The following is a 19,952-nucleotide window of genomic DNA, read 5'->3' on the forward strand; positions in this document are numbered from 1 at the left end:
CGCGCGCCGGTCACGCACAACGACACACAGGACTGGAGACACTCATGACCCATCGCCCCCTTCGCGTCGCTGCCCGCCAGGCGACCGCCGCCGTCGCCTTCGGCCTCGCGTCGCTCGCCATGACGACGCCTGCCGATGCCGGCACGCTGACCGTCAACATCGCATTCAAGGGCGCGAGCCAGCGCGCGGTGTGGCAATCGACGATCGAAGCGTTCCACAAGGCCCATCCCGACATCGACGTGAAGCCGACCTTCGTCGACGAGGAAGCGTACAAGGTGCAGCTCCCCGCGTGGCTCACCACCGTCGCGCCGGACATCGTGAACTGGCACGCGGGCGAGCGGATGGCGTATTACGCGAAGCGCGGGCTGTTCGAGGACCTGAGCGGCGACTGGACGAAGAACGGCTGGGACGCGATGTATGCGTCGACGCGCAGCGCGTCGTCCTATAACGGCAAACAGTACGCGGCGCCGACCGTCTACTACTCGTGGGGGCTGTTCTACCGCAAGGACCTGTTCCGCAAGGTCGGCATCGCCGACGAACCGAAGACCTGGGACCAGTTTCTCGATGCATGCAAGAAGCTGAAGGCCGCGGGCATCACGCCGATCGCGATCGGCGGCCGCGACGCGTGGACGCTCGCCGGCTGGTTCGACTATCTCGACCTGCGCCTGAACGGCAACGCGTTCCACCAGCAACTGATGGCCGGCGACGTGCCGTACACCGACCCGCGCGTGAAGAAGGTCTACACGACGTGGAAATCGCTGATCGACTCGGGCTACTTCATCGACAACGCGCTGTCCTACGATCTCGACGGCGCACAGCCGTTCCTGTTCCAGGGCAAGGCCGCGATGATGCTGATGGGCACCTTCATCGCGGCGGGTTTCCCGCCGAACGTGAAGCAGGAAATGGGCTATTACCGCTTCCCGATCATCGACCCGAAGGTGCCGACCGCCGAGGACGGCCCGGTCGAATCGCTGCACATCCCGACCAAGGCGAAGAACAAGGCCGACGCGCACACGTTCCTCGCGTTCGTCGAAACCCCCGAGATGGGTGCGAAGCTCGCCGAAGGGCTCGGCTCGCTGTCGGCCAACAGCAAGTCGCCCGAGCCGGCCGATCCGATCTCGCGCATCGGCTTCCGGATCCTCGCCGACACGAAGGGCGGCGTCGCGCAGTTCTACGACCGCGACATGACCAAGGAAATGGCCGACGAGGGGATGAAGGGCATGCAGCAGTTCCTCGCGAATCCCGCGCAGCTCGATACGGTGCTCGCGCAACTCGAACAGACCCGCAAGCGGATCTACAAGAAGTGACCGCGTGACCCAACCGGCGGCTGCGCGCCGCCGTGTCCGTTCAGGAGGCTTGCCGTGTCCAGTCCGATCACATCCCCCCGCCCGCCGGCACCGCGCCGCCGCCGCGCGGCTCATCCGCCAGCGCGCTGCCCGCGCGCCGCCCGTCGCCCGCCTTGCGGCGGCAACGGCGCGCCGCGTGGCTCTTTCTCGCCCCGGCCTGCGCGATGGTTGCCATTTATGTGATCTGGCCGATCCTGTCGACGTTGTCGCTGAGCCTGTACAACTGGGACGGAATGACCGAGCGCACCTTCGTCGGTCTCGCGAACTATGCGGAGCTGCTGCATGCGCCGACGTTCTACACGGCGCTGCGCAACAACGTGATCTGGCTCGTGCTGTTCATGCTCGCGCCGCCGCTCGGCCTCGCGCTCGCGCTGTACCTGAACCAGGCGGTCGGCGGCATCCGGCTCGTGAAGTCGCTGTTCTTCGCGCCGTTCGTGCTGTCGGGCGTGGTCGTCGGGCTGATCTTCTCGTGGTTCTACGATCCGACCTTCGGACTGCTCGCGCTCATCGCCGGGCACGGCATCCCGGTGCTCGGCGACGCGCGCTATGCGACCTTCGGCATCGTGTTCGCCGCGCTGTGGCCGCAAACGGCGTACTGCATGATCCTGTACCTGACCGGCCTCACGTCGGTCAACCCGGAACAGATCGAAGCCGCGCGGATGGAAGGCGCGCGCGGCTTCGCGCTGCTGTGGCACGTCGTGCTGCCGCAACTGCGGCCGACCACCTTCATGGCGATCGTCGTCACCGTGATCGGCGCGCTGCGCAGCTTCGACCTGATCTCGGTGATGACGGGCGGCGGCCCGTTCGAAAGCTCGACCGTCCTCGCGTATTACATGTACGACCAGGCGATCAAGTACTACCGGCTCGGCTATTCCGCATCGATCGCGGTCGTGCTGTTCGCGATCATGCTCGTCTACATCGTGTTCCAGTTGCGCCGGATGCTGCGCAACGAACAGTGACCTTCCGGGAGCCCACTCATCATGTTTCCGATACCCGTTGCCCACTGGAAGCCGATATCGCGCCGGCTGTACAAGCTGTCGCTGCCCGTCGCGCTCGTGATCTGGCTGCTGCCGATGATCGCGGTGTTCGTCACGTCGGTGCGCTCGACCGAGGAGCTCGTCGAAGGCCACTACTGGGGCTGGCCTCGGCATTTCTCGATGATCGAGAACTATCGCGACGCGCTGACGACGTCGCCGATGCTGCATTACTTCTGGAACAGCGTGCAGATCACGGTGCCGTCGGTCATCGGCTCGATCGCGCTCGCGGCGATGGCCGGCTTCGCGCTGGCGACCTACCGGTTTCGCGGCAATACCGTGCTGTTCGGCACGTTCGTCGCCGGCAATTTCGTGCCGGTGCAGGTGCTGATGATTCCGGTGCGCGACCTGTCGCTGCGGCTCGGCGTGTTCAACACCGTCGAAGCGCTGATCCTGTTCCACGTCGCGTTTCAGACGGGGTTCTGCACGCTGTTCCTGCGCAACTTCATCAAGCAGTTGCCGTTCGAGCTGATCGAGGCGGCACGCATCGAAGGCGCGGGCGAATGGACGGTGTTCTGGCGCATCGTGCTGCCGCTGATCCGGCCGGCGCTGGCCGCGCTCGCGATTCTCGTGTTCACGTTCGTGTGGAACGATTACTTCTGGGCGCTGTGTCTGACGCAAGGCGACGAGGCCGCGCCGATCACGGCGGGTGTCGCGGCGCTGAAGGGGCAATGGACGACTTCGTGGAATCTCGTATCCGCCGGGTCGATTCTCGCCGCGCTGCCGTCGGTCGCGATGTTCTTCGCGATGCAGAAGCATTTCGTCGCGGGGCTCACGTTCGGCGCGACGAAAGGCTGAACGCGCGCCGCTCGCGTTTCGAATCTCCCCCTCCGCATCGTGAGGTTGCCCGCTTCGGCGGGCTTTTTTCATGCTTTGCGGATCGGGGCGATGTCGGTTGGCGAGCCTGGCCCGCCATCCAGGCTTCAACGCCGTCAACCGATTAGATGCGCAGCTTGCTGGCGGTTTCGACGCGCCCGGACGTCTGGGCGCCACTTTGCTCGACATCGATTCGGCTACGCGTACTTGTCGCCGACCGTACTGCGAATCGGATGGGTGTCGTAGACGATGATCATCCGTTCGATGAGCCCCTGGATGTCGAACTCGAACACGTCGACGCACTCGAAGCGCGCCACCGAACCGTCTTTCAAGGCCCAGTCGTAGATGAAGTAACCTGTCGCACGTGGGGCCCCGGTTGCGCTGACGCAGATGTCGATCGGTGTAATTCTGCTGTCGCCCGACGCGGCGGCGACCTTCGAAAAGAAGGGCTCGGGCTGCATCCAGCCGAGAAATGGCGAGAAAATCTGCGCGTCCGGCGTGAATAACGCACAGATCGCACCGACATCGCCTCGCTCCAGTTCTCGAAGGTAAGCGCGAACCTGTTGCGTATGGAGTGATTCCGACGTTGAGTCCAAAACTATCCTCCGATCATTCGTTGACGACCCCGTTCACTCGCAAGAACAGGGCATCCGGTACACGCACGATAGCGACGCCCCGATGACCGAACAATCGAAAAATTTGCAACCCGGGTATGCCGCGCATGCATACCCGCTGGCCGACCTGACGCGGCCGCTCCCGCCGTTGGCGGCGATTCAGTCGTTCGTCGCCGCGGCACAGCTGGGCAGCGTCAGCAAGGCTGCGGATCATCTATGCCGCACGCAAGGTGCGGTCAGCCGCCAGATACAGCAGCTGGAAACGCATTACCGATGCGCGCTCTTCGTGCGCCATGTATCGGGCCTGACGTTGACGGCAGAAGGCAATGCACTGCTGACGGTCGCGGTCGACGTGCTCACGCAATTGGTCCGGCACGCGGACGTTCATGCACGGGCGACTTCGGTGCTCACGTTGAAGTTGCCGTCCACGTTCGCCGTCCGCTGGCTGCTCCCGCGGCTGCCGGACATTCATCGCGCGATGAGCGGCACGGAGCTTCGTATTTCGACATCCGCGGACGATACGCCGGATTTCACGACGTCCGACGTCGATGCCATCGTCGTGCGCGGCACGGGACAGTGGACCGGCATGGCGGCGATACCGCTGTTCTCCGAGAGGCTCACGCCGATGTGCGCGCCCGCATTGGCACCCTCACTGCGATCCGTTGCCGATCTCGCGCAGGTCGATTTGCTGCATCCCGGGCCGAGCCACGCAGAGTGGCGGTGCTGGCTCGATCATGTCGGGGCACGCCAGATCGACGCCGGACGCGGACTCGTATTCGATACCCTCGAATTGACGCTCGCGGCATCGACGGAAGGACACGGCATTGCCATCGGCGACCCGCGAATGGCGAGAGACCGGCTCCGTGCCGGATCGCTGGTGACACCGTTCGAGGATGTGGCTCAAGACGGCCTGTCCTACTTCCTCGTCTATCCGCCCCAACGGGCGGCACAACCGAAAATCCGCGCGCTCGCCGAGGTCTTGCTACGACTTGCGCGAGAAGACTGATTGATGGGCGGGAGTCGAGGCACCACGGTCACCCGTGGTCAGAGATCCCCGCGCACTTCGCCGGTTCCCAGCGCGCTCCGCTGCCGGTTGACTTCCGCCCACAGCTCGTCGCTGTCGTCCTCGCGCAGCACGACCATGCAGTCCAGTTGATCGTCGGTCACGCCGAAGTACGCCAGGATTTCCCGCCGAACCCCATCGACGAACTCCGCGTATTCCGGCGTTGCCTGGGCCCGCGCGTGCAAGGCGTCGTATTCCGCATCGTCCGCGCCGCCGCCGTGCTCGTCGATATAGCGCGAGATCCACTGGTCTCGTTCGTGGTCGTAATCCGCCTCGGCGCGCATCGCTTGCACGGCCGTGTACAAATCCAGTTGGGCAAACGCGGCGATCGCCGCCGTTGTCGCCTCGTCGAATGTCGTCGTCATTGCCTCTCTCACTTCAGTCATCGCACATCGTCGGTCATGCCGGGAAGCCTTGTCGCGGGCGGTTTCAGGTCGCTCACGAGAAAACCGGCTGCGCTGTTCCGAACCGCTCGTATTCGTTCATCGTATCGGACGAATCAATCCTGTCAGGCGCCTTGAACGGGAAGGGTTCGGGCTACCTGGACGGTTTGCCGGGCTTGCCCCGACCACCCGCCGATTTGCCGGCCGGCTTCCCCGCCGCCGCCTTGCCCGCCGGTTTGCTGCGCGGCTTCTGCACGCTGAACGGGCTCCCGATGGTGTAGTCCGTTCCCGTGCCGACGGCGGGCTTCGCATGCTGCGCCACGGGCTTGCGCTTGCCTTCGCCACCTTGCGTAGGCGGCTTCTTGCCCGGCTGCGCCTGTCTGCCGACCGGCGCAGCTTGCTGCACCTTCGGCTTCTTCGGCTTTTTCGGTTTCTTGATGATCTCGCCCGTCGCGCTGGTTTCCGGCACGCGGTGTTCGGCTTCGAAACCCGGCTCTTCTTCGCGCCGCAGCGTCTGCCGGATCAGCGCTTCGATCGCGGCGAGTTGCGGCGCTTCGTCGGCGCACACGAGGGATACCGCCACGCCGCTCGCGCCCGCGCGTCCGGTCCGGCCAATACGGTGCACGTAGTCTTGCGCGACGATCGGCAGATCGACGTTGATCACGAGCGGCAGATCGTCGATATCCAGCCCGCGCGCCGCCACATCGGTGGCGACCAGCATCTGTACTTCACCCGTCTTGAAACGCTCCAGCGCGCGCAAACGCGCGGGTTGCGGCTTGTCGCCGTGGATCGTATCGACCGCATAGCCGGCCTTCTCCAGCATGAGCGCCAGATAGTCGACGCCGTTGCGGGTCTTGACGAACACCAGCGCGTGCTCCCACCTGTTCTGGGCCACCAGGTGCATGAAGAGGTCGGGCTTGTTCCGCTTGTCGACCGGCACGACCCACTGCTTGATCTTGCTGGCCGTGGCATTGGGCGGGCTGACGCTGATATCGACCGGGCTGCGCAGAATGCCGGCCGCCATCTTGCGGATCTCGTCGGAGAACGTGGCCGAGAACAACAGCGTCTGCCGCTTGGCGGGCAACGCGGCAAAGACCGCGTCGAGTTCGCGCGCGAAGCCGAGATCGAGCATGCGGTCGGCTTCGTCGAGCACCAGCGTCTGCACCTGGTCGAACTGCACCGCGTTCTGGCGATTGAGGTCGAGCAAGCGGCCCGGCGTGGCAACGAGCACGTCCACGCCCTTGCGCAGCTTCATCATCTGAGGATTGATGCTCACTCCGCCGTAGGCGGCCAGAAATCGCAGATCGAGACCTTTGCCGTACTCGACGAAGCTTTGCAGCACCTGTTCGGCCAGCTCGCGCGTGGGCACCAGCACCAGCACGCGCGCGCGGTTGCTGGATACCGCCGGGCCGTGTTGCACCAGCCGTTGCAGCAGCGGCAGCGCGAAACCGGCCGTCTTGCCGGTGCCGGTCTGGGCCGCGGCCATGACGTCCTTGCCGCCGAGCACCACAGGAATCGCCTTGGCCTGCACCGGCGTGGGTGTCTGGTAATTGAGGCCCTGCAGATTACGCAGTAACGGCTCGATCAGGCCAAGCGAGGCAAAAGACATGGACGTGTTCCGGGCTAAAACCGCAATTCTAGCGGTTACCGGGTGACCCAAGCCCCGTCCGCTCACGTCCCTCGTTCGAGCCGCAACGTCGACGCGTGGTGGCCCGCGATCGCAGCCGGCGCGGAAGCGATCGTACTGACGCGAGCGGCTGCGGTGCGTTCGTGAAGGAATACGGCGACCTGCTGCGCTCCGACCCCGTCTATGCGGACAAGGCGGGTCGCGTCAGCGCGCCCGCACGCAGCCGGAATCGATTGTCACCGCCGACGTCGGCTGTCAGACTCATCTGCACGACGCGGGCCGCACGCCCGTGCGCCAATGGATCGAGCTCGTCGACAACCGGCTGGTCAACCGACCGCCGTTTCCGGAGGAACGCCATGCAAACGAAACCCGAACTCGAACTGGCCGATGCCGAGCGCATGCTCGCCGCCGCCCGCGCGGAAGCGGAACACCACGGCTGGGCCGTGTCGATCGCCGTCGTCGACGATGGCGGCCACCTGCTCGCCTTCGCGCGGCTGAACGGCGCCTCGCCGGCCAGCAGCACCATTGCGCAGGACAAGGCGCGCGCGGCGGCGCTCGGCCGTCGCGAGACGAAGGCGTATGAAGATATGATCAACGGTGGCCGCACCGCGTTTCTGAGCGCGCCGCTGTCCGGGTTGCTCGAAGGCGGCGTGCCGGTCACGGTCGGCGGCCGGATCGCAGGCGCGATCGGTGTGTCTGGCGTAAAGTCCGAACAGGACGCGCAGATCGCCCGCGCCGGTACACAGAGCGTCGCGGAATAACCAGCCAAACCGCGCGCATTTTCCCCGGGAGGAATCACGATGATCGACCAAGCAGGACTGCAAGTCGCGCCAGCGCTGAGCCAGTTCATTGAAAACGAAGCGCTGCCGGGCACCGGCATCGACAAGGCCGCGTTCTGGAGCGGTTTCTCGGCCCTGGTGCACGACCTCGCGCCGCGCAACCGCGAGCTGCTCGCCGAACGCGACCGCCTGCAGCAGGAACTCGACGCGTGGCATCGCGCGCACCCCGGCCCGGTACGCGACCATGCCGCGTATCGCGCGTTCCTCGAAAAAATCGGCTACCTCGTGCCGGTCCCGTCGAACGTCGCGGCAGCCACCGCGAACGTCGACAGCGAGATCGCCACGCAGGCCGGCCCGCAGCTCGTCGTGCCGCTGTCGAACGCACGCTATGCGCTGAACGCCGCGAACGCACGCTGGGGCAGCCTGTACGACGCGCTGTACGGCACCGACGCGCTGCCGGAAGACGGCGGCGCCGAACGCACCGCGGCCTACAACCCGACGCGCGGCCAGCGCGTGATCGACTACGCGCGCAACGTGCTCGACAACGCCGCGCCGCTCGCGAGCGGCTCGCACCGCGACGCGCTGCGCTACCGCGTGCAGGACGGCCAGCTCGCGGTCGAAACCGCGCAGGGCAACGTCGCGCTCGCGCAGCCGGCGCAATTCGTCGGCTACCAGGGCGCGGCCGATGCGCCGTCCGCGATCCTGCTGAAGCACAACGGCCTGCACCTCGAGATCCAGATCGATGCGTCGACGCCCATCGGCCGCGCCGATCTCGCGAACGTGAAGGACGTCGTGCTCGAAGCCGCGGTCAGCACGATCATCGACTGCGAGGATTCGGTCGCGGCAGTCGACGCCGACGACAAGGTCCAGCTCTACCGCAACTGGCTCGGCCTGATGCAGGGCACGCTGGTCGAGGAAGTCGCGAAGGGCGGCAAGACCTTCACGCGCCGCCTGAACGCCGATCGCGAATACACGACGCCGGCCGGCGGCACGCTGTCGCTGCACGGCCGCTCGCTGCTGTTCGTGCGCAACGTCGGCCACCTGATGACCAACGGCGCGGTGCTCGACCGCGACGGCAACGAGATTCCGGAAGGGATTCTCGATGGCGTCGTCACGACGCTGTGCGCGCTGCACGACCTGAAGGCGAAGCGCAATTCGCGCACGGGCTCGATCTACATCGTGAAGCCGAAGATGCACGGCCCGGCCGAAGTCGCGTTCGCCGACACGCTGTTCGCACGCATCGAAGATCTGTACAACCTGCCGCGCAACACGCTGAAGATGGGCATCATGGACGAGGAACGCCGCACCAGCGTGAACCTCGCCGCGTGTATCGCGGCGGCGGCCGCGCGCGTCGCGTTCATCAACACCGGCTTCCTCGACCGCACCGGCGACGAGATGCATACCGCGATGGAAGCGGGCCCGATGATCCGCAAGGGCGACATGAAGTCGTCGGCGTGGATCCAGTCGTACGAGCGCAACAACGTGCTCGCGGGCCTGTCGGCCGGCCTGCGCGGCCGCGCGCAGATCGGCAAGGGCATGTGGGCGATGCCGGACCTGATGCATGCGATGCTCGAGCAGAAGATCGCGCATCCGCGCGCCGGCGCGAACACCGCATGGGTGCCGTCGCCGACCGCCGCGACGCTGCACGCGCTGCACTACCACCTCGTCGACGTGCAGGCCGTCCAGCAGGAACTCGAGAAAACGCCGTATGCCAGCGAGCGCGACGCGCTGCTCGAAGGGCTGCTGACCGTGCCGGTCGTCGAGCGTGCCGCGTGGAACGAGGCCGAGATCCTGAGCGAGGTCGAGAACAACGCGCAGGGCATCCTCGGCTACGTCGTGCGCTGGGTCGAACAGGGCGTCGGCTGCTCGAAGGTGCCGGACATCCACGACGTCGGCCTGATGGAGGATCGCGCGACGCTGCGCATTTCGAGCCAGCACATCGCGAACTGGCTGCGCCACGGCGTGATCACCGAGGCGTTCGTGCTCGACGTGTTCAAGCGGATGGCCCGCGTCGTCGACCAGCAGAACGCCGGCGATCCGAACTATCGCCCGATGGCGCCCGGCTACGACCAGTCGACCGCGTTCAAGGCCGCGTGCGCGCTCGCGCTGCAAGGCACGTCGCAGCCGAGCGGCTATACCGAGCCGCTGCTGCATCGGTTCCGGCTCGCGTTCAAGGCGCAGCAGCACGGCGCATAAACCTGCGCAGGCGGGCGCGTCCCGCATGCGGGGGCGCCGGTTGTACACCGGCCTGGCGAAACGGGCAGCCTCACGGCTGCCCGTTTTTCATATTCGTGTTCACCCGATCGTTGAAACCGATAATCGGCACCTATCGCCGGCTTTCGCGTGCGACGGTCCGCCGATCGTTAATTCGCCGTTTCCGCGGCCGTATGGCGCCCCGCCTTCCGCCGCGCCGCAAAGCCTTGCGGGGCAACGCTTCCCCCGATATTTGCAAGTCCGGGATTACACCATAATTTGACCCCGATCAACCCGGCGCAACATTTTCCGCGCACGCAAACACGCGCGTTATACTCCGGGGAATTCGCATCGCGCGATTCATCGGATCGTCGAATTGCAGTAGACGTTTACCTATGAATATAGGGTTTATCCGGCCGCGATCGTCGATAATCGGTGCCCGTTTTCTCCGCTGAATGGAAGGCTGGCACGGGCAGGGCTGCGCACCGGATCGCCACCGGTAGTCATACGAACAATCGCATCGATCCGCCGCCCGGCGACGATGCCCCCGATCCACGGACCATGGCCGAAACCGACTACGCAATGCCCAGCGAATCCGGCCTGACGAGCCGTGTCGCCGCTCATCTGCGCCGGTTCCTCCTGCCGCACCTGATCTTCTATACGGGGCTGCTGATCGCGCTGATCCTGCTGCTCCTGTGCGGGATCGTCCTGTACGAAGGCCGTATCGATGCGCGCGACCGCTCGCGCAGCATGCAGCAAAACCTCGCGCTGATGGCGTCGTGGGACATCGAGCGCAACATCGAGATCTATTCGCTGTCGCTGCAGGCGGTGGTCGAAGGCGCGAACGACCCCGAAGTCACCAGGCTGCCGATGCCGCTGCGCCGCCAGGTGCTGTTCGACCGCGCGACGACGGCCAAGTACCTCGGCGGCATCTACGTGCTCGACGCGAAGGGCGACATCGCGGTCGACGGCAAGAGCGACGTGCCGCGCAAGGCCAACTTCGGCAACGAGCCGTACTTCACCGTGCACCGCGACCGCCCCGACGTCGGCCTGTACGTCAGCGATCCGTATCATTCCCGCCTGCGCGGGGGCTCGCCGAGCATCGCGCTGAGCCGGCGGATCACGCGGCCCGACGGGTCGTTCGGCGGCGTCGCGGTGATGTCGATCCGGCTCGAATATTTCCAGAACCTGTTCTCGCGCCTGTCGCTTGGCGATCGCGGTTCGGTTGCGCTGATCAACACGGACGGCAAGATGGTCGCGCGCGAGCCGTACGACCCCAAGATCGTCGGCCGCGACATCAGCCGCGCGAGCACGTTCCGGCAGTTCATGACCGCCAGCGAAGGCAGCTTCGCCGATACCGCATCGATCGACGGCGTGCGGCGCCTGTACGTGTTCCGGCACCTCGACGGCCTGCCGCTCATCGTCATGGTCGCGCGCTCGGAAGCGGACACCTACGCTGCGTGGTACGACCGTGCGATCCCGATCGGCTCCGCGATGGTCTTGCTCGCGATCGGCTTCGTCGGCCTGTCGCTGCTGCTCGACGTGCAGCTGCGCAAGCGCCACCGCGCGGAAACCGAGCTGCAGGCGCTCGCGCGCACCGACGGCCTGACGGGCCTCGACAACCGCCGGATGCTCGACGTCACGCTCGCGCGCGAATGGCGCCGCGCCGCACGTTCGCAACATGCGCTGTCGCTGCTGTTCATCGACGTCGATTACTTCAAGCACTACAACGACACGCAGGGCCACCAGGCCGGCGACGACGCGCTCGCCGCGGTCGGCCACTGCATCGCCGGCTGCCTGCGTCGGCCGGCCGACTATGCGGCGCGCTACGGCGGCGAGGAATTCGTCGTGGTGCTGCCGGATATCGACACGGACGGCGCGGTGACGATCGCCGAAACGATCCGCACGGGCATCCTCGATCTCGGCATCCGGCACGACGCCGGCACGGTCGGCCGGCTGACGGTGAGCATCGGCGTGACGACCAGCTATCCGGAGCGCGACGACAACATCCAGGCCGCGCTGAAGCTGGCCGACGAGGCGTTGTACCGGGCGAAGGAAGGCGGGCGCAACCGCATCGTCGTACAGGCGGCCACGTCGCCGGACGATCTCGAATCGCGGCAGGCCTGAGCGTACGGGCAACGGCTGGGCCGCCGCCGTCCGCGTGCAAAATCACCGACAATATCGGCTCGATACGCCACCGCGCCGCCGCGCGGCCGATGCGCGCGGCCAGCCCGCGCCTGACCGGCCGCACCCGTTCGCGGCCGCTTCGCACCACCATGAGACTCAAGGCAAAGATCTTCCTTCTGGCCATCGTGCCGTTCCTGCTCGCGATCGCCGGCATCGGCTTCGGCGTGCGCCAGCAGGCGACGTCGCTCGCGCGCACGCAGCACGCGACGATCCAGGCTGCGTACCTGTCGAGCAAGGAAGTCGAGCTGAAACACTACGTCGAGCTCGCGACGAGCGCGATCATGCCGCTCTACGACGCGAGCGGCCGCAATGCGCGCGACGATGCACTGCTGCGCACGCAGGCGCTCGCGATGCTGCAGAAGATGGATTTCGGCCCCGACGGCTATTTCTTCGTGTACGACCTGCACGGCAATTCGCTGATGCATCCGCGCGAGCCGGAGCGCGTCGGCCACAACTTCTGGTCGATGCGCGACCCGCAGGGCGCGCTGACGATCCAGAAGCTGATCGGCGCGGCGTCGCACGGCGGCGGCTACGTGCGCTACGCCTGGCAGCGGCCGTCGACGGGCCGCGTCGCGCCGAAGCTCGGCTATGTCGTCGCGCTCGAGCGCTGGGGCTGGATGGTCGGCACCGGCATCTATCTCGACGACGTCGACACCGCGCTGCAGCGCATCGACGCGCGCGCGTCCGCGAACATCGAACGCACGATGAGCTGGCTCACCGCGATCGCGCTCACCGGCGCGGCGGCGATCGCCGTATGCGCGCTGGTGCTGAACGTCAGCGAGTCGCGCAGCGCCGATGCGAAGCTCAAGCTGCTCGCGCAGCGCGTCGTCGAATCGCAGGAGCAGGAGCGCGCGCGGCTGTCGCGCGAACTGCACGACGGGATCAGCCAGATGATGGTGTCCGCGAAGCTGATGCTCGAATCGGCGCTCGCACGCTTCGAGCGCGGCACGTCCCGCGTGCCCGAAGCCGAGCAGGCGCTCGCGTCGGGCGTCGGGCGGCTCGGCGACACGCTGCGCGAAGTCCGGCGCATCTCGCATGCGCTACGGCCATCGATGCTCGACGATCTCGGCCTCGCGGCCGCGCTCGAGCAACTCGTGCGTGAACTCGGCGCCGAAAGCGGCATCGACATCGGCTATACGCAGGTCGCGCACAGCGGCACGCAGCCGCTGCCCGAAGCCGTCAACACCGCGCTGTTCCGGATTGCACAGGAAGCGCTCAGCAACATCGTGCATCATGCGCGGGCGTCGCGCGCGGCCGTCACGCTCGACGTCGGCGCGCACGCCGTCACGCTGACGATCGCCGACAACGGCTGCGGCTTCGACGCCGAACGCTCGCAGGCCGACGCGCGCCGCGGCATCGGCCTGCGCAACATGCGCGAACGCCTCGACGCACTCGGCGGCACGCTGACGATCACGTCGCAGGTCGGCCACACGATCGTCGCCGCGAGCGTGCCGCTGCCCGGCGCGGCGTGACGACGCGCCCTATCACAGGAGACTTTCACGCATGAGCGCCCCCGATACCGCCCGGCCCGCCGCTGCCCGATTGCTGCTCGTCGACGATCACCCGCTCGTGCGCGACGGCTTGCGGATGCGGCTCGAAGCGGCCGACCTGTCGGTGGTCGGCGAGGCCGGCAACGCGGACGAGGCGCTCGCGCTCGCCGAGTCGCTCGAGCCCGATCTCGCGCTGATGGACGTCGGCATGAACGGAATGAACGGCATCACGCTCGCGGGCGTGTTCCACGAGCGGTTTCCGGGCATCCGCGTGCTGATGCTGTCGATGCACGACAACATCGAATACGTGACGCAGGCAGTACGCGCCGGCGCGAGCGGCTACCTGCTGAAGGATTCGCCCGCGAGCGAGATCGTCCGCGCGATCGGCGCGGTGCTGGCCGGGCAGACGTTCTTCAGCGAAGGGCTGGCCGCGCGGATGATCCAGGCCAGCGCGACCGCGTCGCCGCTGGACCGCTTGACGCCGCGCGAGCGCGACATCCTCGACGCGCTGGCCGAAGGGCTGTCGAGCAAGCAGATCGCGCAACAGACGGGGCTGTCGGTGCGCACGGTCGAGACGCATCGGCTCAACCTGAAGCGCAAGCTGGAGATCGAAGGGCAGGCCGAGCTGATCAAGTTCGCGGTCGAGCATCGGCGGCGATAGAGCAAGCACGCCCGGATGGCGCGCCGGGACGCGCACATCACCCTCGAATTTCATACTTGTCCAATCGACCTCACCTTGGGGGCGATGGAATCCTCTCGCTTGCCGAAACGAGCACCGTGCTCGGATTTGCCTTCGCGGGCTGAAGAATAGGGCGGCGACGGGCGACACGGCAGAAGGTACTGTGCTCCTTGGCTACTTTGATCGCCCCTACGATGCTGTTTTTTCTCGCTTCGTATCCGATTCGCTCAGTCAGCATCGCGCAGGAGTCGCCCCCTCTCCACCGCTCGGCCGACCTACGAATAGAAAAGGCACCCGAAGGCGCCTTCCATGCATCCGAACTACGCGCAACAGCCGTCAGTTCGTCCGCGAATTGTGTTTCTGCAGATACGCGATCAGGCCGTCGATCCCGCCCGTCGCGAGCTGGCTCTTGAATTGACCCTGATAGACCTGGATCAGCCACGCGCCCGACATGTCGATGTCGTAGATCTTCCAGTCGTTGCCGACCTTGCCGAGACGATAGCCGACCGACTGGCTGTCGCCCGGCGTCGTCACCGTCGACTGCACGAGCGCGTCCGCGCCCGACGCGCCGCCCGGCTTGAACGAGAACTTCGCGTCCTGGTTGCCGAGCTGCGCGAGCGACGCGGCGTAGGTGCGCGTCATCAGCAAGCGGAACTGCTTGTACAGCTCCTGTTGCTGTTGCGGCGTGGCCTGCTTCCACGCGTCGCCGACCGCGATGCGGGTCGTGCGCTCGAAGTTGGTCACAGGCAGGAAGCGCTGCTCGACGACCTGCGTGATCTTCGCCATGTCGCCGCCGCGCGCGGCCGGATCGGCCTTCATCGCATTGACGGTACCCTCGACCGCCGTGCGGACGACATCGACCGGCGCGCTCTGCGCGAAAGCGGAAACCGACACGGCGGCCGCCGCGACGAAAGCAAACAGATGACGTTTCATACGAATTTCGCACTCGATGGGAAAAAACGGCCGGCTCTTTGCATCGGCCGGTGGAGCAAAGTATACCGGGCCTGACGCCCCGTTGCCGCCCGGTGACCGACTGTTACCTTTCAGCGCCGTTTGTCACAGGCCCTTGGCGGCGTGTCGACGCATCGCCGCGGCGATTATGTAAATATCCCCATACAAATGGACCGGCCGCGCGATCCGATTGCCACGCCGGTAGCAAATATCCTTCCCGCCCCGATTCTCCGCAACGTCACGACCGTCGCCGCGCCGCGCCGGTATACTTGGCTACTTTGCCCTAGCCAGCCGCTCCCCACCGCCACATGGTGACATCTCTCATCGTCCGACTCGTTGCGTGGTCGGTGCGCCGCCCCGTCTGGGTCGTCGTCCTGTCGCTCGTCATCGCCGCCTTCAGCGGCGTCTACGTCGCGCAGCATTTCAAGATCAACACCGACATCAGCAAGCTCGTCGATGCGGAGCCGCAATGGGCCGCACTGAGCAAGGCGGTCGACAACGCGTTCCCGCAACGCAACGGCACGATCCTCGCCGTCGTCGAGGCACCCGCGCCCGAATTCGCGACTGCCGCCGCGCATGCGCTCACCGAAGCGCTGCGCAAGGACGCCGATGCCGGCCGTATCGGCCCGGTCGCCGAACCGGGCGGCGGGCCGTTCTTCGAGCACAACGGGCTGCTGTTCCTGTCGCCGCAGGAGGTCTCCGATACGACCGCGCAGCTCGCGAGCGCCCGCCCGCTCGTCAACGAACTCGCGAAGAACCCGAGCCTCACCGGGCTCGCCACCACGCTGTCCACCACGCTCGGCCAGCCGCTGCTGACCGGCCAGGTGAAGCTGCCCGCGATGGCGAAGCTGCTCGCGCGCAGCGCCGCGACGGTCGACGACGTGCTGGCCGGCAAGCCGGCCGCGTTTTCGTGGCGCGCGCTGGTCGACAACGACGCGGCGCGGCAGCCCGCGCGCGCGTTCGTCACCGTGCAACCGGTGGTCAACTACGGCGCGCTGAAGGCCGGCGCGGCAACGAGCCAGGTGATCCGCGACGCGGCCCGTTCGCTCGACCTCGAAAAGCGCTACGGCGCGGCCGTGCGCCTGACCGGCGAGCAGCCGCTCGCCGACGACGAATTCGCGTCGGTGGAAGACGGCGCCGCGCTCAACGGCGTGCTCACGCTGCTCGCCGTGCTCGTGATCCTGTGGCTTGCGCTGCGCTCGAAGCGGATGATCGGCTCGGTGCTCGTCACGCTGTTCGTCGGCCTCGTCGTGACGGCCGCGCTCGGCCTCGCGATGGTCGGCTCGCTGAACATGATCTCGGTCGCGTTCATGGTGCTGTTCGTCGGCCTCGGCGTCGATTTCTCGATCCAGTACGGCGTGAAGTACCGCGAGGAGCGCTTCCGCGACGAGCGCATCGATCACGCGCTGATCGGCGCCGCGCATTCGATGGGCATGCCGCTCGCGCTGGCCACCGCGGCCGTCGCGGCGAGCTTCTTCTCGTTCATCCCGACCGCGTATCGCGGCGTGTCCGAGCTCGGCCTGATCGCGGGCGTCGGGATGTTCGTCGCGCTGCTGACCACGCTCACGCTGCTGCCCGCGCTGCTGCGCCTGTTCGCGCCGCCGGGCGAATCGAAGACGCCGGGCTTCCCGTGGCTCGCGCCGGTCGACGATTACCTCGATCGCCATCGCAAGCCGATCCTGATCGGCACGCTCGCGGTCGTGATCGGCGCGCTGCCGCTGCTCGCTTTCCTGCATTTCGACTTCAACCCGCTGCACCTGAAGGACCCGAACAGCGAATCGATGGCGACGCTGCTCGCGCTGAAAGATTCGCCGGAAGCCGCCGTCAACGACGTCACGCTGCTCGCGCCGTCGCTCGCGCAGGCCGAGGCGGCCGCGAAGCGGCTCGACGCGCTGCCCGAAGTCGGCCGCACGACCACGCTGTCGACCTTCATCCCGGCCGACCAGCCGGCCAAGCGTGCGGCGATCGCCACGGCCGCGAGCGAACTGCTGCCCGCGCTGACGCAGCCGGCCGCGCCGCCCGCGACCGACGCGCAACGCGTGGCCGCGCTCAAGCGCGTGTCCGACCTGCTGGGCTATGCAGCCGAAGATCACCCTGGCCCGGGCGCCGCGGCCGCGCAGCATCTGTCCGCGTCGCTCGCGAAGCTCGCCGCCGCCGACAGCGCGACGCGCGACCGGGCCGAGCGCGCGTTCTCCGATACGCTGCGCATCGCGCTCAACCAGCTCGCCGCGCTGCTGCAGCCGCAGGACATCACGCGCGAATCGCTGCCGCCGCAGATCGTGCGCGACTGGGTCGCGCCGGACGGCCACGCGCTCGTGCAGATCTCGCCGAAGGTGCCGAAGGGCGTCGATCCGAACGACGACACGATGCTGCGCCGTTTCGCCAAGGCCGTGAAGGCCGCGGAACCGGGTGCGACCGGCGGGCCGATCTCGATCCTGCATTCGGCCGACACGATCATCAACGCGTTCCTGCATGCGGCGCTGTGGTCGATCATCTCGATCACGGTCCTGCTGTGGGTCACGCTGCGCCGCTTCGGCGACGTGCTGCGCACGCTGGTGCCGCTGCTCGTGTCGGGCATCGTGACGCTCGAGATGTGCGTCGTGCTCGGCATGTCGCTGAACTTCGCGAACATCATTGCGCTGCCGCTGATGCTCGGCGTCGGCGTCGCGTTCAAGGTGTATTTCGTGATGGCGTGGCGCGCGGGGCAGACGGGGCTGCTGCATTCGAGCCTTACGCACGCCGTGCTGTTCAGCGCCGCGACGACAGCGACCGCCTTCGGCAGCCTGTGGCTGTCGCACCATCCGGGCACGTCGAGCATGGGCAAGCTGCTCGCGCTGGCCCTGACCTGTACGCTGATCGGCGCCGTGGTGTTCCAGCCCGTCCTGATGGGCAAACCGCGCGTCAAACGCGCCAAGAACCAATCGCAAGGAATCAATGAATAAGGTGCGAATCATTGCGGCGACCGTCGCCGCCAGCGCGATGCTGACCGGCTGCGCGACGGGACCGAACCGCAACCCCAACGACCCGCTCGAACCGATGAACCGGGCGATGTACAAGTTCAACGACACGGTCGACACGAACATCGCCCAGCCGATCGCGAAGGGCTACCAGAAAGTCACGCCGACGCCGGTGCGCACCGCGATCAGCAACTTCTTCTCGAACCTCGGCGATCTCGGCAACATGGCCAACAACCTGCTGCAGTTGCGCATCACCGATGCGACGCAGGATCTGATGCGCGTGGCGATGAACTCGCTGTTCGGCGTCGCCGGCCTGATCGACATTGCGACGCCGGCCGGGCTGCCGAAGCATCACCAGGATTTCGGGCTGACGATGGCGCGCTGGGGCATGCCGTCCGGCCCGTACCTCGTGCTGCCGGTGTTCGGGCCGAGCACGATCCGCGACGGCGTCGGCCGCGCGGTGGACGTGCGCTTCAACCTGCTGAACTACATCGAGCCGGCCGCGCGCAATCCGATGTACATCGCGCAGTTCATCAGCGCACGCTCGGACCTGCTCGGCGCGACCGACCTGCTGAAGCAGGCCGCGCTCGATCCGTATTCGTTCGTGCGCGACGCGTACCTGCAGCAGCGCAAGTCGCTCACGTATCACGGCCAGTCGGCATCGGCCGCCGCGCCGAACTACGCGGAGCCGGGTGAAGCCGGCGCGGTGCCGGCGGCCACGCCGACCACGCCGGGCGGCTTGCCGAACTATGAGGATCCGGGCGAGTCGGGCGGCGCATCGGGCGCGGCGCCGAACAACGCGCCGGCCGCGCCGGGGTTGCCGCAATACGACGATCCGGGTGCGGATAGTGCGATGCCGGCGAGTGCGCCTGCTGCTGCGCCGGTCGCTGCGTCGGCTGCTGCACCTGCAGCTGCGTCGGCCGGTGCGACGACGGCGCCGGCTGCCAATGGCGCGCCGATCGCGCCGGCGATGCCGACGCTGCCCGCGAGCCGTCCCGCCGCGCAGTAACGCCGCCACGGCGGCCGCGCAAAAGCAAAGAGCGCTGCATCATGCAGCGCTCTTTTTTTGTCCGCGCGAAACGGCAGACCGAAAGGCGGGGAGAAGGCAGCGGCGAATGCCGCTCAAACGATCCGCATCGCGCCCGCCCGTCCGAACGCATGCCGTGCCTGAATCAGCGTCGTGCGCGCTGCGCGCGCATCGCTGGCAACTTGCAGCAGCGGCCCGAGCTGCGACGGCTGCTTCAGCAGTTCGCGCAGGATCGGCAGGATCGCCGTGCTGCCGTCGTCGCGCAGGCCGGCCGTCGCTGCGCTCGGCAGCGTGCGCCACGCCGGATCGACGATCGCGCGGCACACCGCGAACGGCACGCCGCGTGCGGCCGCGAAGGCCGCCGCGATATGCGACTCCATGTCGACGGCCAGCGCGCCCTTCGCGTGATGCAGCGCCGCCTTGTCCTGTTCGCTGACGACCGGCGCGCCGACGGCCGCGATCGTGCCGCGCGTGACGCGCGCCCACACCGGCGTGTCGTGCAGCGCGGCGACGAGCCGCGTGCTCCAGCCCGCGTCGGTCTCCACGCGACCGAACGGCCCGTCGATCGCGTTCGCGATCACGAGCGCACCGGGCGCAAGATCCGGTGCGAGCCCGCCCGCCGTGCCGAAGCTGACGATGCCCGCGCAACCGCGCGAAGTCGCCTCGGTCAGCGCCCGCTCGAGCCGGTCGGCCCGCGCGGCGAACACGGCCTCGACGCCGTCGCCGCGCGCGATGCGCGCCTCGAACGCCATACCGGTCACCGCGATGACGGGCAATACGCCGTCGTGCTGCGTCGTCGCCACGCG

Annotated in this window: 15 protein-coding genes and 2 pseudogenes; 12 read left to right on the forward strand and 5 right to left on the reverse strand. The window is 67.2% G+C overall.

Translation table 11 applies throughout. The features are described from left to right. Window positions 1-44: 44 nt before the first annotated feature. From SY91_RS26315 to SY91_RS26325, 3 genes and pseudogenes are all read left to right on the forward strand, one after another. Complete coding sequence (locus SY91_RS26315) at window positions 45-1,307, forward strand: ABC transporter substrate-binding protein (protein WP_023476171.1); 1,263 nt, start codon at window positions 45-47, stop codon at window positions 1,305-1,307. 54 nt (window positions 1,308-1,361) lie between these two features. Then, window positions 1,362-2,305 (forward strand): annotated as a pseudogene (locus tag SY91_RS26320) (carbohydrate ABC transporter permease). 21 nt (window positions 2,306-2,326) lie between these two features. Next, window positions 2,327-3,178, forward strand: coding sequence for a carbohydrate ABC transporter permease (locus SY91_RS26325; RefSeq protein WP_023476169.1), 852 nt, complete (start codon window positions 2,327-2,329; stop codon window positions 3,176-3,178). 215 nt (window positions 3,179-3,393) lie between these two features. Here the strand turns inward: SY91_RS26325 and SY91_RS26330 are convergent, their stop codons facing one another. Continuing rightward, a complete protein-coding gene (locus SY91_RS26330) occupies window positions 3,394-3,792 on the reverse strand; it encodes a nuclear transport factor 2 family protein (RefSeq protein WP_006480223.1) in 399 nt (132 codons plus the stop codon). Window positions 3,793-3,874: 82 nt separating this feature from the next. On the opposite strand from SY91_RS26330, the gene SY91_RS26335 reads away from it, so the two are divergent. Beyond that, on the forward strand, window positions 3,875-4,816 hold the full coding sequence (locus SY91_RS26335; RefSeq protein WP_023476168.1) for a LysR substrate-binding domain-containing protein: 942 nt from the start codon (window positions 3,875-3,877) through the stop codon (window positions 4,814-4,816). A gap of 38 nt (window positions 4,817-4,854) precedes the next feature. Here the strand turns inward: SY91_RS26335 and SY91_RS26340 are convergent, their stop codons facing one another. Both SY91_RS26340 and SY91_RS26345 read right to left on the reverse strand, forming a co-directional pair. Next, window positions 4,855-5,238, reverse strand: coding sequence for a hypothetical protein (locus tag SY91_RS26340; protein WP_023476167.1), 384 nt, complete (start codon window positions 5,236-5,238; stop codon window positions 4,855-4,857). Window positions 5,239-5,410: 172 nt separating this feature from the next. Beyond that, the gene (locus SY91_RS26345; protein ID WP_023476165.1) at window positions 5,411-6,865 is read right to left on the reverse strand and encodes a DEAD/DEAH box helicase; all 1,455 of its coding nucleotides are present in this window, start codon (window positions 6,863-6,865) and stop codon (window positions 5,411-5,413) included. 51 nt (window positions 6,866-6,916) lie between these two features. Between SY91_RS26345 and SY91_RS26350 the strand changes: the two are divergent. From SY91_RS26350 to SY91_RS26375, 6 genes and pseudogenes are all read left to right on the forward strand, one after another. Continuing rightward, window positions 6,917-7,214 (forward strand): annotated as a pseudogene (locus SY91_RS26350) (hypothetical protein); the annotation flags it as partial. 25 nt (window positions 7,215-7,239) lie between these two features. Then, window positions 7,240-7,644: a GlcG/HbpS family heme-binding protein gene (locus tag SY91_RS26355; RefSeq protein ID WP_023476164.1), complete on the forward strand. Its 405-nt coding sequence runs from the start codon at window positions 7,240-7,242 to the stop codon at window positions 7,642-7,644. A 39-nt stretch (window positions 7,645-7,683) separates the two neighbouring features. Next, on the forward strand, window positions 7,684-9,858 hold the full coding sequence (locus tag SY91_RS26360; protein WP_023476163.1) for a malate synthase G: 2,175 nt from the start codon (window positions 7,684-7,686) through the stop codon (window positions 9,856-9,858). Window positions 9,859-10,416: 558 nt separating this feature from the next. Next, a complete protein-coding gene (locus SY91_RS26365) occupies window positions 10,417-11,982 on the forward strand; it encodes a sensor domain-containing diguanylate cyclase (protein ID WP_043887504.1) in 1,566 nt (521 codons plus the stop codon). A 149-nt stretch (window positions 11,983-12,131) separates the two neighbouring features. Continuing rightward, window positions 12,132-13,514, forward strand: a complete 1,383-nt coding sequence (locus tag SY91_RS26370) for a cache domain-containing protein (protein ID WP_027806689.1) — start codon at window positions 12,132-12,134, stop codon at window positions 13,512-13,514. Window positions 13,515-13,545: 31 nt separating this feature from the next. Continuing rightward, window positions 13,546-14,193: a response regulator gene (locus SY91_RS26375; RefSeq protein ID WP_043887502.1), complete on the forward strand. Its 648-nt coding sequence runs from the start codon at window positions 13,546-13,548 to the stop codon at window positions 14,191-14,193. A 354-nt stretch (window positions 14,194-14,547) separates the two neighbouring features. On the opposite strand, the gene SY91_RS26380 is transcribed toward SY91_RS26375, so the two are convergent. Continuing rightward, window positions 14,548-15,144, reverse strand: coding sequence for a phospholipid-binding protein MlaC (locus tag SY91_RS26380; RefSeq protein ID WP_006480212.1), 597 nt, complete (start codon window positions 15,142-15,144; stop codon window positions 14,548-14,550). A 326-nt stretch (window positions 15,145-15,470) separates the two neighbouring features. Between SY91_RS26380 and SY91_RS26385 the strand changes: the two genes are divergently transcribed. Both SY91_RS26385 and SY91_RS26390 read left to right on the forward strand, forming a co-directional pair. Then, a complete protein-coding gene (locus SY91_RS26385; protein ID WP_023476159.1) occupies window positions 15,471-18,104 on the forward strand; it encodes an MMPL family transporter in 2,634 nt (877 codons plus the stop codon). Continuing rightward, window positions 18,097-19,128 carry a VacJ family lipoprotein gene (locus tag SY91_RS26390; protein WP_043887500.1) on the forward strand — a complete coding sequence of 344 codons (1,032 nt, stop codon included), beginning with the start codon at window positions 18,097-18,099 and terminating at the stop codon, window positions 19,126-19,128. Before SY91_RS26385 ends, SY91_RS26390 begins: the two co-directional genes overlap by 8 nt. Before the next feature lie 113 nt (window positions 19,129-19,241). Here the strand turns inward: SY91_RS26390 and SY91_RS26395 are convergent, their stop codons facing one another. Then, window positions 19,242-19,949 carry a phosphorylase gene (locus SY91_RS26395; RefSeq protein WP_023476157.1) on the reverse strand — a complete coding sequence of 236 codons (708 nt, stop codon included), beginning with the start codon at window positions 19,947-19,949 and terminating at the stop codon, window positions 19,242-19,244. Between the last annotated feature and the right edge of the window lie 3 nt (window positions 19,950-19,952).

The organism is Burkholderia cenocepacia, assembly GCF_014211915.1.
Lineage (GTDB): Bacteria > Pseudomonadota > Gammaproteobacteria > Burkholderiales > Burkholderiaceae > Burkholderia > Burkholderia orbicola.

Coding starts and splice junctions, on each gene's coding strand:
- SY91_RS26360 (WP_023476163.1), top strand. CDS start 7,684: ATGATCGACCAAGCAGGACTGCAAGTCGCGCCAGCGCTGAGCCAGTTC.
- SY91_RS26355 (WP_023476164.1), top strand. CDS start 7,240: ATGCAAACGAAACCCGAACTCGAACTGGCCGATGCCGAGCGCATGCTC.
- SY91_RS26385 (WP_023476159.1), top strand. CDS start 15,471: ATGGTGACATCTCTCATCGTCCGACTCGTTGCGTGGTCGGTGCGCCGC.
- SY91_RS26315 (WP_023476171.1), top strand. CDS start 45: ATGACCCATCGCCCCCTTCGCGTCGCTGCCCGCCAGGCGACCGCCGCC.
- SY91_RS26340 (WP_023476167.1), bottom strand. CDS start 5,238: ATGACGACGACATTCGACGAGGCGACAACGGCGGCGATCGCCGCGTTT.
- SY91_RS26380 (WP_006480212.1), bottom strand. CDS start 15,144: ATGAAACGTCATCTGTTTGCTTTCGTCGCGGCGGCCGCCGTGTCGGTT.
- SY91_RS26390 (WP_043887500.1), top strand. CDS start 18,097: ATGAATAAGGTGCGAATCATTGCGGCGACCGTCGCCGCCAGCGCGATG.
- SY91_RS26365 (WP_043887504.1), top strand. CDS start 10,417: ATGGCCGAAACCGACTACGCAATGCCCAGCGAATCCGGCCTGACGAGC.
- SY91_RS26375 (WP_043887502.1), top strand. CDS start 13,546: ATGAGCGCCCCCGATACCGCCCGGCCCGCCGCTGCCCGATTGCTGCTC.
- SY91_RS26335 (WP_023476168.1), top strand. CDS start 3,875: ATGACCGAACAATCGAAAAATTTGCAACCCGGGTATGCCGCGCATGCA.
- SY91_RS26345 (WP_023476165.1), bottom strand. CDS start 6,865: ATGTCTTTTGCCTCGCTTGGCCTGATCGAGCCGTTACTGCGTAATCTG.
- SY91_RS26370 (WP_027806689.1), top strand. CDS start 12,132: ATGAGACTCAAGGCAAAGATCTTCCTTCTGGCCATCGTGCCGTTCCTG.
- SY91_RS26325 (WP_023476169.1), top strand. CDS start 2,327: ATGTTTCCGATACCCGTTGCCCACTGGAAGCCGATATCGCGCCGGCTG.